This window comes from Mitsuokella multacida DSM 20544, assembly GCF_000155955.1.
Classification (GTDB): domain Bacteria; phylum Bacillota; class Negativicutes; order Selenomonadales; family Selenomonadaceae; genus Mitsuokella; species Mitsuokella multacida.
On sequence record NZ_GG697143.2, the window covers coordinates 163,618 to 178,929 of the forward strand.

Consider the following 15,312-nt stretch of genomic DNA (forward strand, 5'->3'; position numbering starts at 1 on the left):
GCGCACTTCCCGCGCTTCAAGCGGAAGAATCAGCAGAATGTAAAGCTCTACTTCCCGAAGAACAACAAGGGCGACTGGACGATCTGGCGACACAAAATCCAGATCCCGACCATCGGCAAGGTGCGCCTGAAAGAATTTGGCTACCTACCGCAGAGCGTGACCATCAAGAACGGGCACGTCTCCTATGAAGCGGGCCGCTACTACGTCTCGGTCACGGCCGAGATTGATGAGACGAGCCGCTATAACAATGACTTAGAAGCATCGTACCATCCGCAGTCGGATGGCATCGGTGTGGATCTTGGCGTCAAATCGCTTGCCATCGTCAGCGATGGCAGGATTTTTGAAAATATCAATACGTCTTCCCGGGCCAGACGGCTCGAGAAGCGGCTGAGAAGAGAGCAGAGGCGTCTCAGCCGCAAGTACGAGATGCGAAAGAGGAAAGGTGGTAGTACTGCTACTGCCTCTGCAAACATAGCGAAAAAGAAATTATCGGTACAGAAACTGCATCAGCGGTTAGCGAATCTCCGCCGCAATCACGAGAATCAGGTCATCCACGCACTGGTGGAGCAAAAACCACGCTTCATCACGGTGGAAGACCTCAACGTGACCGGCATGATAAAGAATCGTCATCTCTCGAAGGCAGTGTCAGAGCAGCGCTTCTATTCCTTCCGTGAAAAGCTGCGGCGCAAGGCAGAGATCATCGGGATTGAATTCCGCATCGCGGACCGATTCTACCCGAGTTCCAAGACCTGTCACGCCTGTGGGCATGTGAATAGTGGCCTGAAACTCAAAGACCGCGTCTATATTTGCCACGCATGCGGCTACACGGAAGACCGCGACTTGAATGCAGCGCTGAATCTGCGCGATACGAAGAACTATCGCATCGCCTGATTCACGTTTTCACATTTGATAAATGTACCGATGGCTAGTCGGAAACAGGCCGTTGCTTTGCGAGGCAAGGAACACGGTCAACGCCTTTGGAGTGTACAAGAACTTGTGAGTAGTCTCAGGCTTGCCTGGACAAAAGCATACACGATGAATAAGGAATTTTTCTAGGCATAGATAATTTCTATGTTATTCTATGTTTTTAGTAGCAGGTTTTTATTATGAAGCGCAGGAAGGGATTCATGGCAATCCTGATTCTCTTGCTGGCGGCCATCGGCGTCAGCGGCTACTGCTATCAGTCGTCCCGCACGCCGGAATACGCCCTGGACCAGCTCATGGAGGGCGTCAGAGACCACGACGCGCAGAAAGTACAGCGCTATGCGGACGTATCCGCCATCATCACGACGAGCTACGACACGGGCACGGCCATCCTCGCGCGTGACATCGAGCGGCTGCACGCTGCGTATCCGCAGGATTGGTTCTTCTGTCACGACACGGCGTTCATGAAATCGTACATCGCCGACCGCCGCGATAACGACCTCGTCTTCATTCACCGCAGCATGGAGTTCTTCCTGACGCCGACCATCGCGCCGATTGGCGAGAGCGACGAGCAGGCGAAGTGGATCGCGGGCGAAGCCGAGAAGTTCGCGCAGCACTACAGCGCCAAGCTCGAGAACGTCGAGCGCAAGGGCGACTGGGCCGAGGCGACGTTCCTCGTGACCGGTGACGAGTCCGACTACGGCCGACTCGTGCCGCAGATGACCGTCAAGGTCGAGCTCGCGCAGCAGGACGACGGCCACTTCCAGGTCACGCATATCACGAACGGCGAGGAGATCTTCGACCCCATCGTTAAGGGCGTCGAGGACTACTGGACCTTGCAGGGCTGGCAGTAAATCAGATAGCCGAACGCAAAAAGAGATTCCTCAATCTGGGGAATCTCTTTTTTGTGCGTTCTATGAGTTTGGTGAGCTTTCTCGTAGAAAACTGCGGCGCGGTCTGCTAGAATGGGCATGAGGTGATACTTATGGAAAAGATTGAGCATATCGGCATCTACGCCTGCCGGTTCGGCTTCTTCCGCATTGTGGAGGAAGAGGGGGCAGTCGTCGCCATCGATGTCGTCAAAGAGCGGCAGGGCGAGGAGGCGCCGAGCGAGGTGACGGACCTCGCGGCGCGCGAGCTCGCAGAGTATCTGGCGGGCGAGCGGCAGGTATTCACGTTCCCATACCGTCTTGTGGGCACGCCGTTCCGCCTGAAGGTCTGGCATGAGCTCGAGAAAGTCCCTTATGGCGAGACGACGACCTACAAGAAGCTGGCCGAGGCCATCGAGCGGCCCGGCGCCTACCATGCTGTCGGCGGCGCTGTCGGGGCGAATCCCCTGAGCATCGTCGTGCCGTGCCATCGCGTCATCGGCACGGACGGCAGCCTGACTGGCTACGCCTGGGGCCTGCCGATGAAAGAGGCCTTGCTCGACCTTGAGCGCCATTAACGGCGGCCGAGCGGCGTTTTCTGCAAGATGCCCGCGGCGACGATCGCGATCGCGCTGTTCAGCACGCCCTCTGCGATGAGGCCGGGGGCCGAGGCGAGGCCGGCCGCGAGGCTGTCGTAGAGCATGGCGCCGAAGAGCGTATAGGCCGCCGCCATCCAGGCCGAGGCGAGCAGGAAGCCGACGACAAGGCGCGTGAGCGAGGCATGGCGCTGGTCTGGACGGATGACGCGCCAGGCGATGTCCGCCATGAAGTACTTGATGATGATGGTCGGCACGATCCAGAGCGGGAAGCCGCCGAGCAGATCCGAGAGCGCCGAGCCGAAGCAGGCCGCGATCAGTGTCTCGCGGCGGCCGAGGAACAGCACCATGAGGAAGATGGCCGCATCGCCGAGATGGGCGTAGCCGAGCGGGATCGGGATGCGCGGCACGAAGGTTGCGAGGAAGACGACGGCCGCCATGACGGCCGCGAGGCAGAGCTCGCGCACCGTGAAGGAAGTTGAAGAGGAAGAGGATGGATGTACAGATGAGGTCATGAGTTTTCCTTCTTTCATTTTTGCATTTTTGGGTTTTGTCAATCTGGACTTGTGTCCTTTTGGTAGATAGTATATACTGATTTTGACCTTAGAAAAAGACTCAAAGTATGATGACAAGATAGTACCAGATGAGAGAGAAGGACTGCCATGCTGACCTATTCATTCGAGAACATTGGGGAGGAATCCCTCTATGAGCACCTCTACCGCTGCATCCGCGCCGACATCCTCGCCGGGCGGCTGCAGGCGAGCGAGAAGCTGCCGTCGAAGCGCTCGCTCGCGCGCCAGCTCGGCATCAGCGTCATCACGGTCGAGGGCGCTTATGGTCAGTTGGTGGCCGAAGGTTATTGTCAGTCTGTGCCGAAAAAGGGCTTCTTCGTCGCGCATCTCGCGAGCCTGCCCGTCCCGCCCGCGCGGCCGCGGCGCGCGCCTGCCGAGCCGGAAGCGCATAAGGCCGCGTATTTGGCCGACTTCACAGCTAACAGCCTGCGCCCCGAGGATTTCCCGTTCAAGACGTGGACGCGGCTCTTGCGCCAGGTCATGGCCCAGCAGGCCGAGGAGCTCTTAGTGCGATCGCCGGGCATGGGCATCATGGGCCTGCGCGAGACGATTGCCGACCATCTGCGCAGCTTCCGCGGTCTTGACGTCGCGCCCGAGCAGATCGTCGTCGGTGCCGGCACGGAGTACCTCTACGGCCTGCTCGTCCAGCTCTTGGGCCGCGACAAGTGCTTCGGCGTCGAGAATCCCGGCTTCGACAAGATCCGCGCGGTCTACCGCCAGCACGCCGTGCGCTGCGTGCCCGTGGCGATGGACGAGCAGGGCATCTGCCCGCAGGAACTCGAGGAAAAGGGCGTCGCGGTCCTGCACATCAGCCCGTCGCACCACTTCCCGACGGGCTGCATCACGCCGATCAGCCGCCGCTACGAGCTCCTGGGCTGGGCGAGCGCGGCCGAGGGCCGCTACATCATCGAGGACGACTACGACAGCGAATTCCGCCTGACCGGCCGGCCAATCCCGACGATGATGGGCATCGACGTCAGCGGCCGCGTCATCTACATGAACACCTTCTCGAAGACCCTGACGCCGACCATCCGCATCAGCTACATGGTCCTGCCCGACAAGCTCGTCGAGGTCTTTCACCGCGAGCTCGGCTTCTACAGCTGCACCGTCTCGAACTTCGAGCAGTACACACTCGCGCGCTTCATCCGCGGCGGCTACTTCGAGAAGCACATCAACCGCATGCGCAACTGCTACCGCAAGCGGCGCGAGGCCCTGCTGCACGCGATGAAAGCGGGCGGACTCTTCCGCCATGCCGACCTCATCGAGCGCGGCTCCGGCCTCCACTTCCTGCTGCATTTCCACACGGATAAGGACGATGGTGCACTCCAGCAGGAATTCGCGCAGAAGGGCATCCGCATGCGCCCTCTGCGCGACTACTACGTCGGCACGGCCGACGGCGCGGCGCACACCTTCGTGCTCAACTACTCCGGCATGGAGGAGAGCTGCCTCGAAGAGGCCATCGCCCGCATCGTCTCGTGCCTCGAGGCATGACCACATAGATATTTGCTATACACCCGATAGGGATTCCATATTTTCCATATATGATGATTCGTGATATAATGAGAGACAATGAGATAAAACCGTCACTTGCAGTGGATAAATGAAAGATAGAGGTGCTTCTTATGTTGATGGGTCTTACCGTACCAAAACTCCTGCTGATCCTCGGAATCGGCCTGTTGGTCTTCGGACCGGGCAAACTGCCACTCGTCGGCAAATCGCTCGGCAAGAGCGTCCGCGAGTTCAAATCCGCCGTCACTGAAGACGAGAAGGCCGAGCCAAAGCAGCTCGCCCAGGCGGAAACGAAGACGGAAACCGCCGCAAAATAAAAAAGCGAATACATTGCACAGTAACCTGGACCGAACAAGTCGGACAAGTGAAGAACGCTTACAACGCGAAAAGGCCATGCATTCCTGCATGGCCTTTTCGCGTTGGAGTTGCATTCTGCTCGTTTTAGAGTAGAATAAAAATGTGTGTTCAATATCAAAGGAGTAATAACATGTTTTTAAATGAATTGAAAGCCGGTGAGCGGGCGGTGGTGCGCTCGGTCGGCGGGGAGGGGGCGCTACGGCAGCATTTCCTCGACATGGGCGTGATACCGGGGGCGGAGATCACGCTGGTGAAGTTCGCCCCGATGGGGGACCCGATCGAGTTCCGCATCCACGAGTATGAGCTGACGCTGCGCGTCGACGATGCGAAGCAGATCGGCATCGAGAAACTGCCGAAGTGGGAGTCGGACCAGCATCCGGTCGTCAAGATCCCGCACGAGCCGACGGACCATCCGGGGCTCGGCGAGGGCGGCCGCTACCATGTGCGCGAGGGTGAGCACCCTCTGCCGGATGACCAGCTGCTGACGTTCGCGCTTGCGGGCAACCAGAACTGCGGCAAGACGACGCTATTCAACCAGCTGACGGGCTCGAACCAGCACGTCGGCAATTTCCCAGGCGTCACGGTCGACCAGAAGAGCGGCAGCATCCGCGGCCATGAGAACACGAAGATCACGGATTTGCCGGGCATCTACTCGATGTCGCCGTACACGGACGAGGAAATCGTCTCGCGTGAGTTCATCCTGCGCGAGCAGCCGACGGGCATCATCAACATCGTCGATGCGACGAACATCGAGCGCAACCTCTACTTGACCTTGCAGCTCATCGAGCTCGACCGCCCGATGGTCCTCGCGCTCAACATGATGGACGAGCTCACGGGCAACGGCGGCTCGGTCGACATCAATGCGATGGAGTCCCTGCTCGGTATCCCGATTGTGCCGATCTCGGCATCGAAGGGCGAGGGCATCGAGGAGCTCGTCGCGCACGCGCTGCACGTCGCACATTACCAGGAGAAGCCGGGCCGCATGGACTTCTGCGATGCGGAGAGCCATCGCGGCGCGGTGCACCGCTGCCTGCACGGCATCATGCACCTCATCGAGGATCACGCGAAGGAAGCGCGCATCCCGGTCCGCTTCGCCGCGACGAAGATCGTCGAGGGCGACAGCCGCATCATCGAGGCGCTGATGCTCGATCAGAACGAGATGGAGATGATTGAGCACATCATCTGCCAGATGGAGAAGGAGCGCGGCCTCGACCGCTCGGCGGCCATAGCGGACATGCGCTTTTCCTTCATCGGCAAGCTCGTCGACCGCACGTTCCACAAGGCGCACGAGAGCCGCCAGCACGAGCGCAGCCGCCGCATCGACAAGGTGCTGACGGGCAAGTACACGGCCATTCCGGCCTTCATCGCCATCATGAGCCTCGTCTTCTACCTGACGTTCAACGTCATCGGCGCGGGGCTTCAGGACCTCTTGGCGGCAGGCATCGGCCTGCTGCAGGATCAGGTCGATGCGGCCATGACGGCGGCCGGCGTCAATGAGGCCATGCACTCGCTCGTCATCGACGGCATCTTCCAGGGCGTCGGCACCGTGCTGTCGTTCCTGCCAATCATCGTGACGCTCTTCTTCTTCCTGTCCCTGCTCGAGGACACGGGCTATATGGCGCGCATCGCCTTTGTCATGGACAAGTGGCTCAGGAAGATCGGCCTGTCGGGCCGCAGCATCGTGCCGCTGCTCATCGGCTTCGGCTGCTCGGTGCCGGCCATCATGTCGACGCGCACGCTGCCGTCGGAGCGCGACCGCCGCATGACGATCCTCCTGACGCCGTTCATGAGCTGCTCGGCCAAGCTGCCGATCTACGGCTTCTTCATCGCGGCGTTCTTCGGCGATTACGGTGCCCTGCCGATGATTGTGCTCTACTTCGGCGCGATGCTCGTCGGCATTCTCGTGGCCTATCTCGGCAAGAACACCATCTTCAAGGGTGAGGCTGTGCCGTTTGTCATGGAACTGCCGAACTACCGCATGCCGGGCCGCCGCAATGTCATGCAGCTGCTCTGGGAGAAGTCGAAGGACTTCCTCGAGCGCGCGTTCTCGGTCATCTTCATTGCGACGATCGTCATCTGGTTTTTGCAGACGTTCAACTTTCGTCTCGACATGGTGACGGATTCGTCGGAGAGCATGCTCGCCGCTGTCGCGGGCATCATCGCGCCGATCTTTGCGCCGCTGGGCTTCGGCGACTGGCGCATCTCGACGGCGCTGATCTCGGGCTTCATGGCCAAGGAGAGCGTCGTCTCGACGCTCGGCGTCCTGTTCGGCACGAGCTCCATCTCGACCGTGCTGACGCCGCTCTCGGCTGCGTCACTCCTGGCGTTCTGCCTGCTCTACACGCCGTGTGTCGCCGCCATCACCTCCGTCAAGCGCGAGCTCGGCACGACGTGGGCTATCTGGGTTGTCATCTTCCAGTGCGTTATCGCCTGGATCGTCTCCTTTATCGTCCATACAATCGGCTTACTTTTATGATTCATTGAATCATTTCTTGTGAATATCTGCCTGCTGTGAGCTATGCTGCAGCAGGCTTTTTTACGTGTTGATAATAAAATATAGATGCATATTATTGCTATGATAAGCGGTACCTTTCATCGGAAGACAAAATACGATAGTGATATGAGTGTATAAATAAGAGCAAAAAATAGAAAACCAGGTAAAATATAAATATCAGCTGAGGAAAAACAAAACAAGAAGGTTGTAGGGGGTTAATAGGGGGAATGTGAAGCATGGAAAGCAATCAATATCAACCAATCAAGATGAAGGAAAAGCTTTGTTACAGCAGCGGTGATTGCGCTGGTCAGATCTATGTCACCTTGTGTACCTTTTTCCTGACTGGTTATTACACGGACACCGTCGGCATTGCCGCTTCGGCAGTCGCTACGATGATGTTCGTGACGCGAATCTTCGATGGCACGAGCGACCTGTTCATGGGAGCACTGATTGAGAAGACGCATTCTCGATATGGCAAGGTCAGGCCGTGGATCCTCTGGAGTTCGCCATTCATGGCGCTCGGCTTCATCGCCTTGTTCTTTGTGCCGGAGTCGCTGGGGGATACAGGCAAGCTCATCTACGCGTATGTGACGTACATTCTGCTCAACTGTGTCATCTATACGGCAAATGGTATTGCCTACAATTCGCTTCTCTCGCGCATGACTTTCAGCATTCGCGACCGCGTGTCCTGCACATCCATTCGCTTTATTCTCGGCAATGTCATGGCACTGGCCATCAATATGATCACTGCAGTCCTCGTGGGCAAGATTGGCTGGCATGCGCTGGCTGTCATCTATGCGGTCATCATGCTAGTCCTACTGCTCATCTGCTTCTGGGGCTGTGAAGAGCACATCGGCAAGCGCCTGGATGAGTCGGATAAAGAACGGAAGGGAAAGGCGGAGCGTGTTCCACTGAAAAAAGCGTTCGCTGCGTTGCTGCACAACAAATACTTCTATTTGCAGACGCTCCTGATGACCTCACTTTACATCAGCGTGATGTTCACGGGGACCATGACGTATTATTTCTGCAACAGCGTTCTGCATGACCTTTCGCTCATGGCACCTATCAGCATGGCTTACACCTTGCCGGTACTGCTCGGCAGCTTTTTGAATCCGCGTCTTGTCGAGAGAATTGGCAAGCAGAAGACCTTGATTGCTGCGTTTGCTCTGGTCATCCTTGGTCGCATCCTGGTCGGTCTGGCGGATGTCGCGCTCGTGCCCATCATGATTGGCTGTGCCCTGCATGGCTTTGCTCTGGGCTTCATCTACGCAGATGTATTTGCGATGACGTCGGATGTCGTGGACTATGGTGAATGGAAATTCGGCATTCGCTCGGAAGGACTGGTTACCTGTTGTGTCATGATCGGCATGAAGGTCGGTCTGGGCATTGGTGGCGCTCTCGTCGGCATCCTGCTGGCTGTCAGTGGTTATCAGGGACTTGCCGCCATGCAGGCACCGGAGGCGCTTGCAGCCATCAAATTTGGATTTGGTTACATTTGCGCAGCCTTTGCTCTTGTCAGCCTGCTCATCAGTCTCTTCATGAACCTGGACAATCTCGTCCATCGGATTCAGGAAGACTTGATTCGCAAGTATTCTTAATCTCGTCTATACATATCATAGGAGGTCCTATCATGTTTGATAATTTTCTGATTCGCAAAGACAGCTTGAAGAATGATTACGATGCCAAGGGAAACATCATCGGGTTCCAGATGGCTGTCCGCAATGCCAATTATCGTGGCGTTTATCTTTCCTTGCACAATGGCTATTACATCAAGGCTGATGGTGTGCTCTACAAGCGCGATGTCCAGACGTTTGAGATTAACGGCCGCGAGCCGCGCACGTTTGAGCAGATCAAGAAATGTGTCTGGGAACATTGGGATTTCGATGATGAAGCAATTCTGCACATCTATAAGCCAGGCGGGCTTAAGCCGGGCAAACATACCATTGATTTCCAGCAGTCCATCCTTGCAGCATATGGCTATCTGCCCACGGATGAAGAGTGGGTCAAGAATCCGCCGGAGCCTGGCACGGGTGCTGGTTCCGATAAGACGAAGAATATCGTCACATATGAGTTGGAACTGCAGGAGTGACAGAAGATAGAATGATTGATGCAGACCGATAGATTAGGAGGAAATATCATGGCAATCAAACGCGGTGTCGATTTTTACAGCTATCAGCAGGCCCAGTTCTTTGGCCAGATGAATCTTGAGCAGCAGATGAAGGAAGCGGCTAGTATCGAAGGTGTTACAGGCATCGAGATGCTCGATGAGCAGGCGCTGCACTATCCGGACCCGAGCCCGGAATTCGTCGATCAGTGGTATGAGTGGCTGGCTAAATATAAGCTCGAGCCGGTCACCCTGGATGTCTTTGGCGATGTCCTGCAGTTCCGCGACCACGTCATGAGCATCCATGAACTGGGAGAGCGCTTGATGCACGATGTCCGCCTAGCACATCGACTTGGCTTCAAGTACGTCCGCACTCTCGCGACGACGCCGCTGGAGGTCATGGCACTCGCGGTTCCCGTGGCAGAAGAGCTCGGCATGCGCATTGGCAAGGAAATCCATGCGCCGATTCCACTCAATGGCCAATATGTCAAGGAAATCGTCGATTATGTCGATAAGACGGGCACGAAAGCCCTTGGTATTGTGCCAGACTGGGGCATCTTCGCTTATCGCCCGTCGGAGGTTACGCTTGACTGGTATGTGCGCCAGGGGGCAAAGCGCAAGACCTGTGACCTCGTCGACAAGCTCTGCATGGACACGTACACGGGCAAGTCGGACATCCTGTCGAACATCGACCTCTCCCTGTATTCGGCTGGCAATGTTGAATCGTTCTTCCACAGCTACCTCAACAACCGTAAAGTGCCGCAGGAACTCATCCCAGTATTCCAGATGATGGAAGCACTCGTCAAGGACAATGTCAAGGATTATACGGATATCGACTTTGAGGTCATGGGCCAGGCCCTGCTTCTGTCACGTGCCAATCCGGACAATCTGCGCAAACTCATGCCGTACATCGTCAACTTCCACGGCAAATTCTACAATATGTCGGAAGTTCCGGGACACCCGGGTGAATACGAGGACAAATCTATCGACTATGCAGGCCCAATCCAGGTACTCAAGGAAGTCGGCTATGATGGCTACATCAATACGGAATATGAAGGCCAGCGCCGCTTTCAGGATCGCGGTGTCGAGGATCTCATTGACGAGGCGGACCAGGTCCGCAAGCATCAGGGCATGATGAAACGCCTGATTGAAGGTTGAATGTGTATCGAGAATTTTATTTGAGTTATATTTGAATCATAAGTCCATAGGAGGAATTTATCATGGCTAAGAAATTACAGCTCGCATTCGTTGGCACTGGTGGCATCTGCAACCATAAACATATCCCGGCACTCTTGAAACTGCAGGATAAGGTCGAGATTGTCGCACTCTGCGATATCGACCGCGCAAAAGCCGAGAAGACGGCCAAAGACTTCGGCCTGACGGACGCTAAAATCTATACGGACTACCACGAGATGCTCAAGGATGATAACATCGATGTCGTGCATGTTTGCACGCCGAACGTCTCGCATTGTGAGATCACGGTCGCGGCTTTTGAGGCGGGCAAGCATGTTTACTGTGAGAAACCGATGGCTGCCAAGACGGAGGACGCCGAGAAGATGCTCGCTGCCTGGAGAAAATCCGGCAAGAAGTTCACGGTCGGCTATCAGAATCGCTTCCGCTATGATGTCCAGGTCCTCAAGAAAGCCTGTGATGCCGGTGACCTCGGTGACATCTACTATGCAGAGGCCAATGCCATCCGCCGCAAGGCCGTTCCGACTTGGGGGGTCTTCCCGGATAAGTCGAAACAGGGCGGCGGCCCGCTCATCGATATCGGCACGCATGCACTGGACATCACGCTCTGGTGCATGAACAACTACGATGTCGACTCAGTCAGCGGCCAAGTCTTCTACAAGCTCGGCAATGATCCAGAGGCGGCTCAGGGCAATACGTACGGTCCTTGGGATGCGGAGCACTTCGAGGTAGAGGATTCGGCCATGGGCTTCATTAAGATGAAGAACGGTGCCCTGATTAATTTGCGTGCTTCTTGGGCACTCAATTACCTCGATGCACGCGAAGCTTCGACGACGCTCTGCGGCACGAAGGAAGGTGCGGAGATTAAGCACGGCGGCAGCTACCCGAAGTCGGAGCTCTGGTTCAATCACACGCGCCATGGCAAGATGATGACGGAGTTCCTGTCGGGGGAAGCACTTGTCGACTATTTTGAGGGCGTTAACGAGCCGCCGGCTGATGTCGATATGCGCCAGTGGACGAATGCCATCCTCAATGATACGGAACCGTGCGTAAAGCCGGAAGAGGCATTCCGCATCACGCAGATTCTCGATACAATCTACAAAGCTGCAGCGACGAATACGACCATCAAGCTTTGATATGTGAGAGCTAATGATAGAAAAGAATGCAGGTGAGTATCATGTTTAAATTTGCAGTGATTGGCTACGGCTTCATCGGCCGCCGCCATGTCAATACGTTGAAATCATTCGATGGCGTGGACTGCGTGGCAGTCTGCGATATCGACCCGGTTCGCCGGGAAGAGGCCAAGAAAGCGCATTCGGACATTGAGACATACGCGAGTGCCGATGAACTTTTTGCCAAAGCCGATATTGACAGCGTCATCATTTCGGCCAATAATAATCAGCACCACGACCTTGTCATCAAGGCTGCCCGTGCGGGCAAGCACATCATCTGTGAGAAGCCGGTGGCGCTGAGTGTCCGTGAGCTCGATGAGATGATTGAAGAAGTCCGTCAAGCCGGTGTGACCTTCACAGTCCATCAGCAGCGTCGCTTCGATAAGGACTTCCAGACGGCGAAGGCATGCTATGACCAGCATCTCGTCGGCGACGTCTACACAATCCAGAGCAAGCTCTTTGGCTATAACGGTAATATGCATGACTGGCATGTTTACAAGGCTGAGGGCGGTGGCATGCTCTACGACTGGGGCGTCCACCTCATCGACCAGGCGCTGTACCTCGACAAGAGCCGTCTCGTCTCGGTCTACGCCGATGTGCGCAATGTCATCAACAAAGAAGTCGACGATTACTTCAAGATCCTGCTTTCCTTTGAGGATGGTGTGACCTTTGAGATTGAGCTTGGAACCTACTTCCTCTCGGACCGCAAGAATTGGTTTGAGCGTCACTGGTTCGTGGGCGGCAATAAGGGCTCAATGCATGCCGACAAATTCAATCCGGAAGGCTCCATCGTGCGCACGGCGCATCTGCTCGAGAATGTGGCAGGCGAACAGGATAAGTCGACGGCCTCGTATGGCCCGACGCGTTCCTTCGGCATCCCGGCACCAGGCCTTATCAAGACGGAGCCGTTGCCGGAAGTCCACACAGAGCAGCGCGACTACTTCGTCAATTACTTCAAGGCACGCCGCGGTGAAGCGGACTTTGTCGTCACAATCCCGCAGGTGCGCCGCGTGCTCGCAGTCATGGAAGCCATCCGCAAATCGGCTGCCACGAAACGCAGCATTGACTTTGAATGAGGTAGGACATCATGATGGCATGACGATGACGCGTCGTGAATTCGTGAAAGCAGCTGGCATAATTTGTGCGGCAGCTGTGGCTGGTGATATGGATACCTTAGCCATGGCGGCCGAAACAGCAGAGAAGGAGGAGGGTTCCATGGTTATTGATGGACATGTGCATGTCTGGACGGCAGAAGGGGAGAATGAGCGGGCCAAGGTTGAGAATATCGTCAAGGCGATGGATGCGAATGGTATCGACAAAGTCGTCTGCTTCCCGTTTGCCGCAGGACTGGAGAAGCAGAGGAAAATGGCAGAGCTCATCAAGCCGTATGGAGACCGGTTTTATCCGCTGGCCTTCATCAATCCGAACGAGAAGGATGCCAAGGAACAGCTGCTCTATTGCCTCGATGAACTCGGTTTTCACGGCATGAAACTGCATCCGTGGTTCGGTAATTTCTCACTGGCAAACATCGAGCTCTTGCGTCCAACCATGGAAGTGCTCAATGAGCGTGGTCTCTACACGGTTATCCATTGCACGTCAGACGATGCGCGCATGCACCCCATCATGTTCGAGAAACTCGGCCTCGCCTTCCCGAATGTCGCGATTCAGATGGCCCATATGGGGGAAGTCATGGCAGGGGAATATGCTATCGATGTCGCGAAACGCGTGCCGAACGTCTATGTTGATACGTCCATCACGAGCTATATGGCTGTCATTCACGCGCACGAGCAGATTGTCGATAAGACGGTCATGGGCTGTGATTTCCCATTCTACAGGTTCGAGATGGAGATACAGAAACAGAAGCTGGCTGCAGAAGAACTGCACGATGTCGAAGGCATGAGGAAAATCATGGGAGAGAATCTTGCTCGAGTGCTTCATCTGAAATAAGGGAAGCAAAACAGGCAGTGTATAGGAATTGAAAAAGGGGAAGTTCTCCGCTTAAGGTGGGATACTTCCCCTTTCCTATACGCATATCGGATATATTATCGTATTATTCTGATTATACAGGTGCGTAGAAGAGAGAAGAAAGGGAGGAAATCCAAATGCGGAAGGGATATCAAACAAAAACAGTCATGGCCATGGCAGCCATAGGAGCTGCCTTGAGTGTTTGGGGCACTGCTCCGGCAGAAGCGGCCTCATTCTTGGAGGAAGTGCCGGTCTCGGACTGGTCGTATCAGGCTGTCAATGGCCTCATCGATGCTGGGAAGGTGCCTGGCTATGCGGCGAAGATACCGGAGGGGCGCGTCATGAGTCGTCTGGAAATGGCGGCCATTGTCGAATCGGCGGAGGGAAATCAAGCAGCGATGACGCCGACAGAGCAGCAGGAACTCACGAAGCTGAAGAATGCATATGATTATGACATCAAGAAGCTGGAACTCATTAATCGCCTGGATGGAGCTGCGGAGCATCTCAACCAGCAATCGCGTACACATGACGATGGCTTTACACCGGAGGAGAAGGCTGGACTGAAGAAGGCCGCTGCATTGGCGGATAAGCTTTCCATCAGCGGCTATGGGCGCCTGCGCAACGATCATCGCATCAAGGAGACGGGCGGTCGACAGACGATTGCCAATAAAGTACAGGTCTTCGTGGCCTCCAACTATCAGGTCAATGAGGACTGGCAGGCCCATGCAGACCTCTACTATCGCAGCTCTTTGAGCAGTGGCTTCGATGAGAGCCGCAGGACGCTGTGGCCGGATGACAATCACACGGGCATCATTGTCGACCCGTACATCACAGGACGACTGCTCCACAATTCTTTAGGAATCAAGGCGGGCAAGTAGAATGAGTGGAACATCTACGGTTGGGGCATGGACATGGATTGCGATTTTGCCGGCTTCCAGCTCGATTACGGCAAGAAGGATTTCAAGACCTTCTTGACCGTCGGCAAGATGGATTTGTGGGATAATGTCATGGGCGGTACGCGTGAAGATGAGGAAATCACGAGCCTGCGCTTCTTCTATCCGTTTGACAAGAAGAATGATGTCAATTTCGGCGTCTCGTGGAGTTCTGCGATGCAGAGTCGCTATCAGGACCCTGACCAGGGTCGCGTCTTCTACTATTACGGTCACGCACATCATCGCTTCGACAAGAATTGGGATTTGCGCGCCGGACTTATTGCGAGCAATGCCAAGCGTGATCCGTCGAACCCCGTTGCTAGTACGAAATCCAAGCATCCAGGTCGCTGGCTGCAGCTGCTCTACAAAGGGGAAGATCTGCAGAGACCGGGTTCGTATGGTATCAAGCTGACGTACCGCTATGAACCGGCGCTTTCCTGGCCGACGGTGACGGACTGGTGCGACCTCAACGATAAATTCGTCCGCCTTGCATTCTCGTACGTGCCGGCTAAGAACATCTTGCTCGATACCTTCTATAGCTGGGAGCGTGAGATTGATACAGGGGATCGTGACGATATGTACCGCTTCCAGGCTCAGTTCTTCTTCTGAGGTGCTGGCAGGATTTAC

Annotated in this window: 15 protein-coding genes; 14 read left to right on the plus strand and 1 reads right to left on the minus strand. The window is 55.7% G+C overall.

Features of this window, described 5'->3' with window-relative positions:
• The 3 genes from MITSMUL_RS11370 to MITSMUL_RS11380 all read left to right on the plus strand — a co-directional run.
• Nucleotides 1-891, plus strand: an 891-nt coding sequence (locus tag MITSMUL_RS11370; protein WP_005842861.1) for an RNA-guided endonuclease InsQ/TnpB family protein, incomplete at its 5' end; no start/stop codon positions are given.
• 236 nt (nt 892-1,127) lie between these two features.
• Nucleotides 1,128-1,778, plus strand: coding sequence for a hypothetical protein (locus tag MITSMUL_RS11375; protein WP_147652956.1), 651 nt, complete (start codon nt 1,128-1,130; stop codon nt 1,776-1,778).
• Nucleotides 1,779-1,909: 131 nt separating this feature from the next.
• Nucleotides 1,910-2,371 carry a methylated-DNA--[protein]-cysteine S-methyltransferase gene (locus MITSMUL_RS11380; RefSeq protein WP_005842867.1) on the plus strand — a complete coding sequence of 154 codons (462 nt, stop codon included), beginning with the start codon at nt 1,910-1,912 and terminating at the stop codon, nt 2,369-2,371.
• On the opposite strand, the gene MITSMUL_RS11385 is transcribed toward MITSMUL_RS11380, so the two are convergent.
• Nucleotides 2,368-2,904 (minus strand): ECF transporter S component, encoded by a 537-nt coding sequence (locus tag MITSMUL_RS11385; RefSeq protein ID WP_050751706.1) that lies wholly within the window; start codon nt 2,902-2,904, stop codon nt 2,368-2,370. The two genes, MITSMUL_RS11380 and MITSMUL_RS11385, sit on opposite strands and share 4 nt — an antisense overlap.
• A gap of 147 nt (nt 2,905-3,051) precedes the next feature.
• Here MITSMUL_RS11385 and pdxR point away from each other — a divergent pair, with 147 nt between their 5' ends.
• The 11 genes from pdxR (at nt 3,052) to MITSMUL_RS12805 (ending at nt 15,294) form a co-directional block, all read left to right on the plus strand.
• The gene (gene pdxR, locus MITSMUL_RS11390) at nt 3,052-4,452 is read left to right on the plus strand and encodes a MocR-like pyridoxine biosynthesis transcription factor PdxR (RefSeq protein ID WP_005842870.1); all 1,401 of its coding nucleotides are present in this window, start codon (nt 3,052-3,054) and stop codon (nt 4,450-4,452) included.
• Nucleotides 4,453-4,583: 131 nt separating this feature from the next.
• Nucleotides 4,584-4,787 (plus strand): Sec-independent protein translocase subunit TatA/TatB, encoded by a 204-nt coding sequence (locus MITSMUL_RS11395; protein ID WP_005842871.1) that lies wholly within the window; start codon nt 4,584-4,586, stop codon nt 4,785-4,787.
• A gap of 170 nt (nt 4,788-4,957) precedes the next feature.
• Nucleotides 4,958-7,303 (plus strand): ferrous iron transport protein B, encoded by a 2,346-nt coding sequence (feoB, locus tag MITSMUL_RS11400; RefSeq protein WP_005842873.1) that lies wholly within the window; start codon nt 4,958-4,960, stop codon nt 7,301-7,303.
• A 254-nt stretch (nt 7,304-7,557) separates the two neighbouring features.
• Nucleotides 7,558-8,919, plus strand: a complete 1,362-nt coding sequence (locus MITSMUL_RS11405; RefSeq protein ID WP_005842875.1) for an MFS transporter — start codon at nt 7,558-7,560, stop codon at nt 8,917-8,919.
• A 32-nt stretch (nt 8,920-8,951) separates the two neighbouring features.
• Nucleotides 8,952-9,410 carry a C-glycoside deglycosidase beta subunit domain-containing protein gene (locus MITSMUL_RS11410; protein WP_005842877.1) on the plus strand — a complete coding sequence of 153 codons (459 nt, stop codon included), beginning with the start codon at nt 8,952-8,954 and terminating at the stop codon, nt 9,408-9,410.
• A 48-nt stretch (nt 9,411-9,458) separates the two neighbouring features.
• Nucleotides 9,459-10,583: a sugar phosphate isomerase/epimerase family protein gene (locus MITSMUL_RS11415; RefSeq protein WP_040636426.1), complete on the plus strand. Its 1,125-nt coding sequence runs from the start codon at nt 9,459-9,461 to the stop codon at nt 10,581-10,583.
• Between the two features lie 62 nt (nt 10,584-10,645).
• A complete protein-coding gene (locus MITSMUL_RS11420; protein WP_005842881.1) occupies nt 10,646-11,752 on the plus strand; it encodes a Gfo/Idh/MocA family protein in 1,107 nt (368 codons plus the stop codon).
• Nucleotides 11,753-11,793: 41 nt separating this feature from the next.
• A complete protein-coding gene (locus MITSMUL_RS11425; protein ID WP_187115557.1) occupies nt 11,794-12,864 on the plus strand; it encodes a Gfo/Idh/MocA family protein in 1,071 nt (356 codons plus the stop codon).
• Nucleotides 12,865-13,003: 139 nt separating this feature from the next.
• Nucleotides 13,004-13,735 (plus strand): amidohydrolase family protein, encoded by a 732-nt coding sequence (locus MITSMUL_RS11430; RefSeq protein ID WP_040636427.1) that lies wholly within the window; start codon nt 13,004-13,006, stop codon nt 13,733-13,735.
• 191 nt (nt 13,736-13,926) lie between these two features.
• Nucleotides 13,927-14,631, plus strand: a complete 705-nt coding sequence (locus MITSMUL_RS12800) for a hypothetical protein (protein ID WP_156779542.1) — start codon at nt 13,927-13,929, stop codon at nt 14,629-14,631.
• A gap of 27 nt (nt 14,632-14,658) precedes the next feature.
• Entirely contained in the window at nt 14,659-15,294 is a 636-nt protein-coding gene (locus MITSMUL_RS12805; RefSeq protein WP_005842889.1) for a hypothetical protein, read from the plus strand.
• The last annotated feature ends 18 nt before the right edge of the window (nt 15,295-15,312 follow it).

What these genes read in the sequence shown, in the direction of transcription:
- MITSMUL_RS11375 (WP_147652956.1), top strand. Translation starts at nt 1,128, where the DNA reads ATGGCAATCCTGATTCTCTTGCTGGCGGCCATCGGCGTCAGCGGCTAC.
- MITSMUL_RS11380 (WP_005842867.1), top strand. Translation starts at nt 1,910, where the DNA reads ATGGAAAAGATTGAGCATATCGGCATCTACGCCTGCCGGTTCGGCTTC.
- MITSMUL_RS11385 (WP_050751706.1), bottom strand. Translation starts at nt 2,904, where the DNA reads ATGACCTCATCTGTACATCCATCCTCTTCCTCTTCAACTTCCTTCACG.
- pdxR (WP_005842870.1), top strand. Translation starts at nt 3,052, where the DNA reads ATGCTGACCTATTCATTCGAGAACATTGGGGAGGAATCCCTCTATGAG.
- MITSMUL_RS11395 (WP_005842871.1), top strand. Translation starts at nt 4,584, where the DNA reads ATGTTGATGGGTCTTACCGTACCAAAACTCCTGCTGATCCTCGGAATC.
- feoB (WP_005842873.1), top strand. Translation starts at nt 4,958, where the DNA reads ATGTTTTTAAATGAATTGAAAGCCGGTGAGCGGGCGGTGGTGCGCTCG.
- MITSMUL_RS11405 (WP_005842875.1), top strand. Translation starts at nt 7,558, where the DNA reads ATGGAAAGCAATCAATATCAACCAATCAAGATGAAGGAAAAGCTTTGT.
- MITSMUL_RS11410 (WP_005842877.1), top strand. Translation starts at nt 8,952, where the DNA reads ATGTTTGATAATTTTCTGATTCGCAAAGACAGCTTGAAGAATGATTAC.
- MITSMUL_RS11415 (WP_040636426.1), top strand. Translation starts at nt 9,459, where the DNA reads ATGGCAATCAAACGCGGTGTCGATTTTTACAGCTATCAGCAGGCCCAG.
- MITSMUL_RS11420 (WP_005842881.1), top strand. Translation starts at nt 10,646, where the DNA reads ATGGCTAAGAAATTACAGCTCGCATTCGTTGGCACTGGTGGCATCTGC.
- MITSMUL_RS11425 (WP_187115557.1), top strand. Translation starts at nt 11,794, where the DNA reads ATGTTTAAATTTGCAGTGATTGGCTACGGCTTCATCGGCCGCCGCCAT.
- MITSMUL_RS11430 (WP_040636427.1), top strand. Translation starts at nt 13,004, where the DNA reads ATGGTTATTGATGGACATGTGCATGTCTGGACGGCAGAAGGGGAGAAT.
- MITSMUL_RS12800 (WP_156779542.1), top strand. Translation starts at nt 13,927, where the DNA reads ATGGCAGCCATAGGAGCTGCCTTGAGTGTTTGGGGCACTGCTCCGGCA.
- MITSMUL_RS12805 (WP_005842889.1), top strand. Translation starts at nt 14,659, where the DNA reads ATGGACATGGATTGCGATTTTGCCGGCTTCCAGCTCGATTACGGCAAG.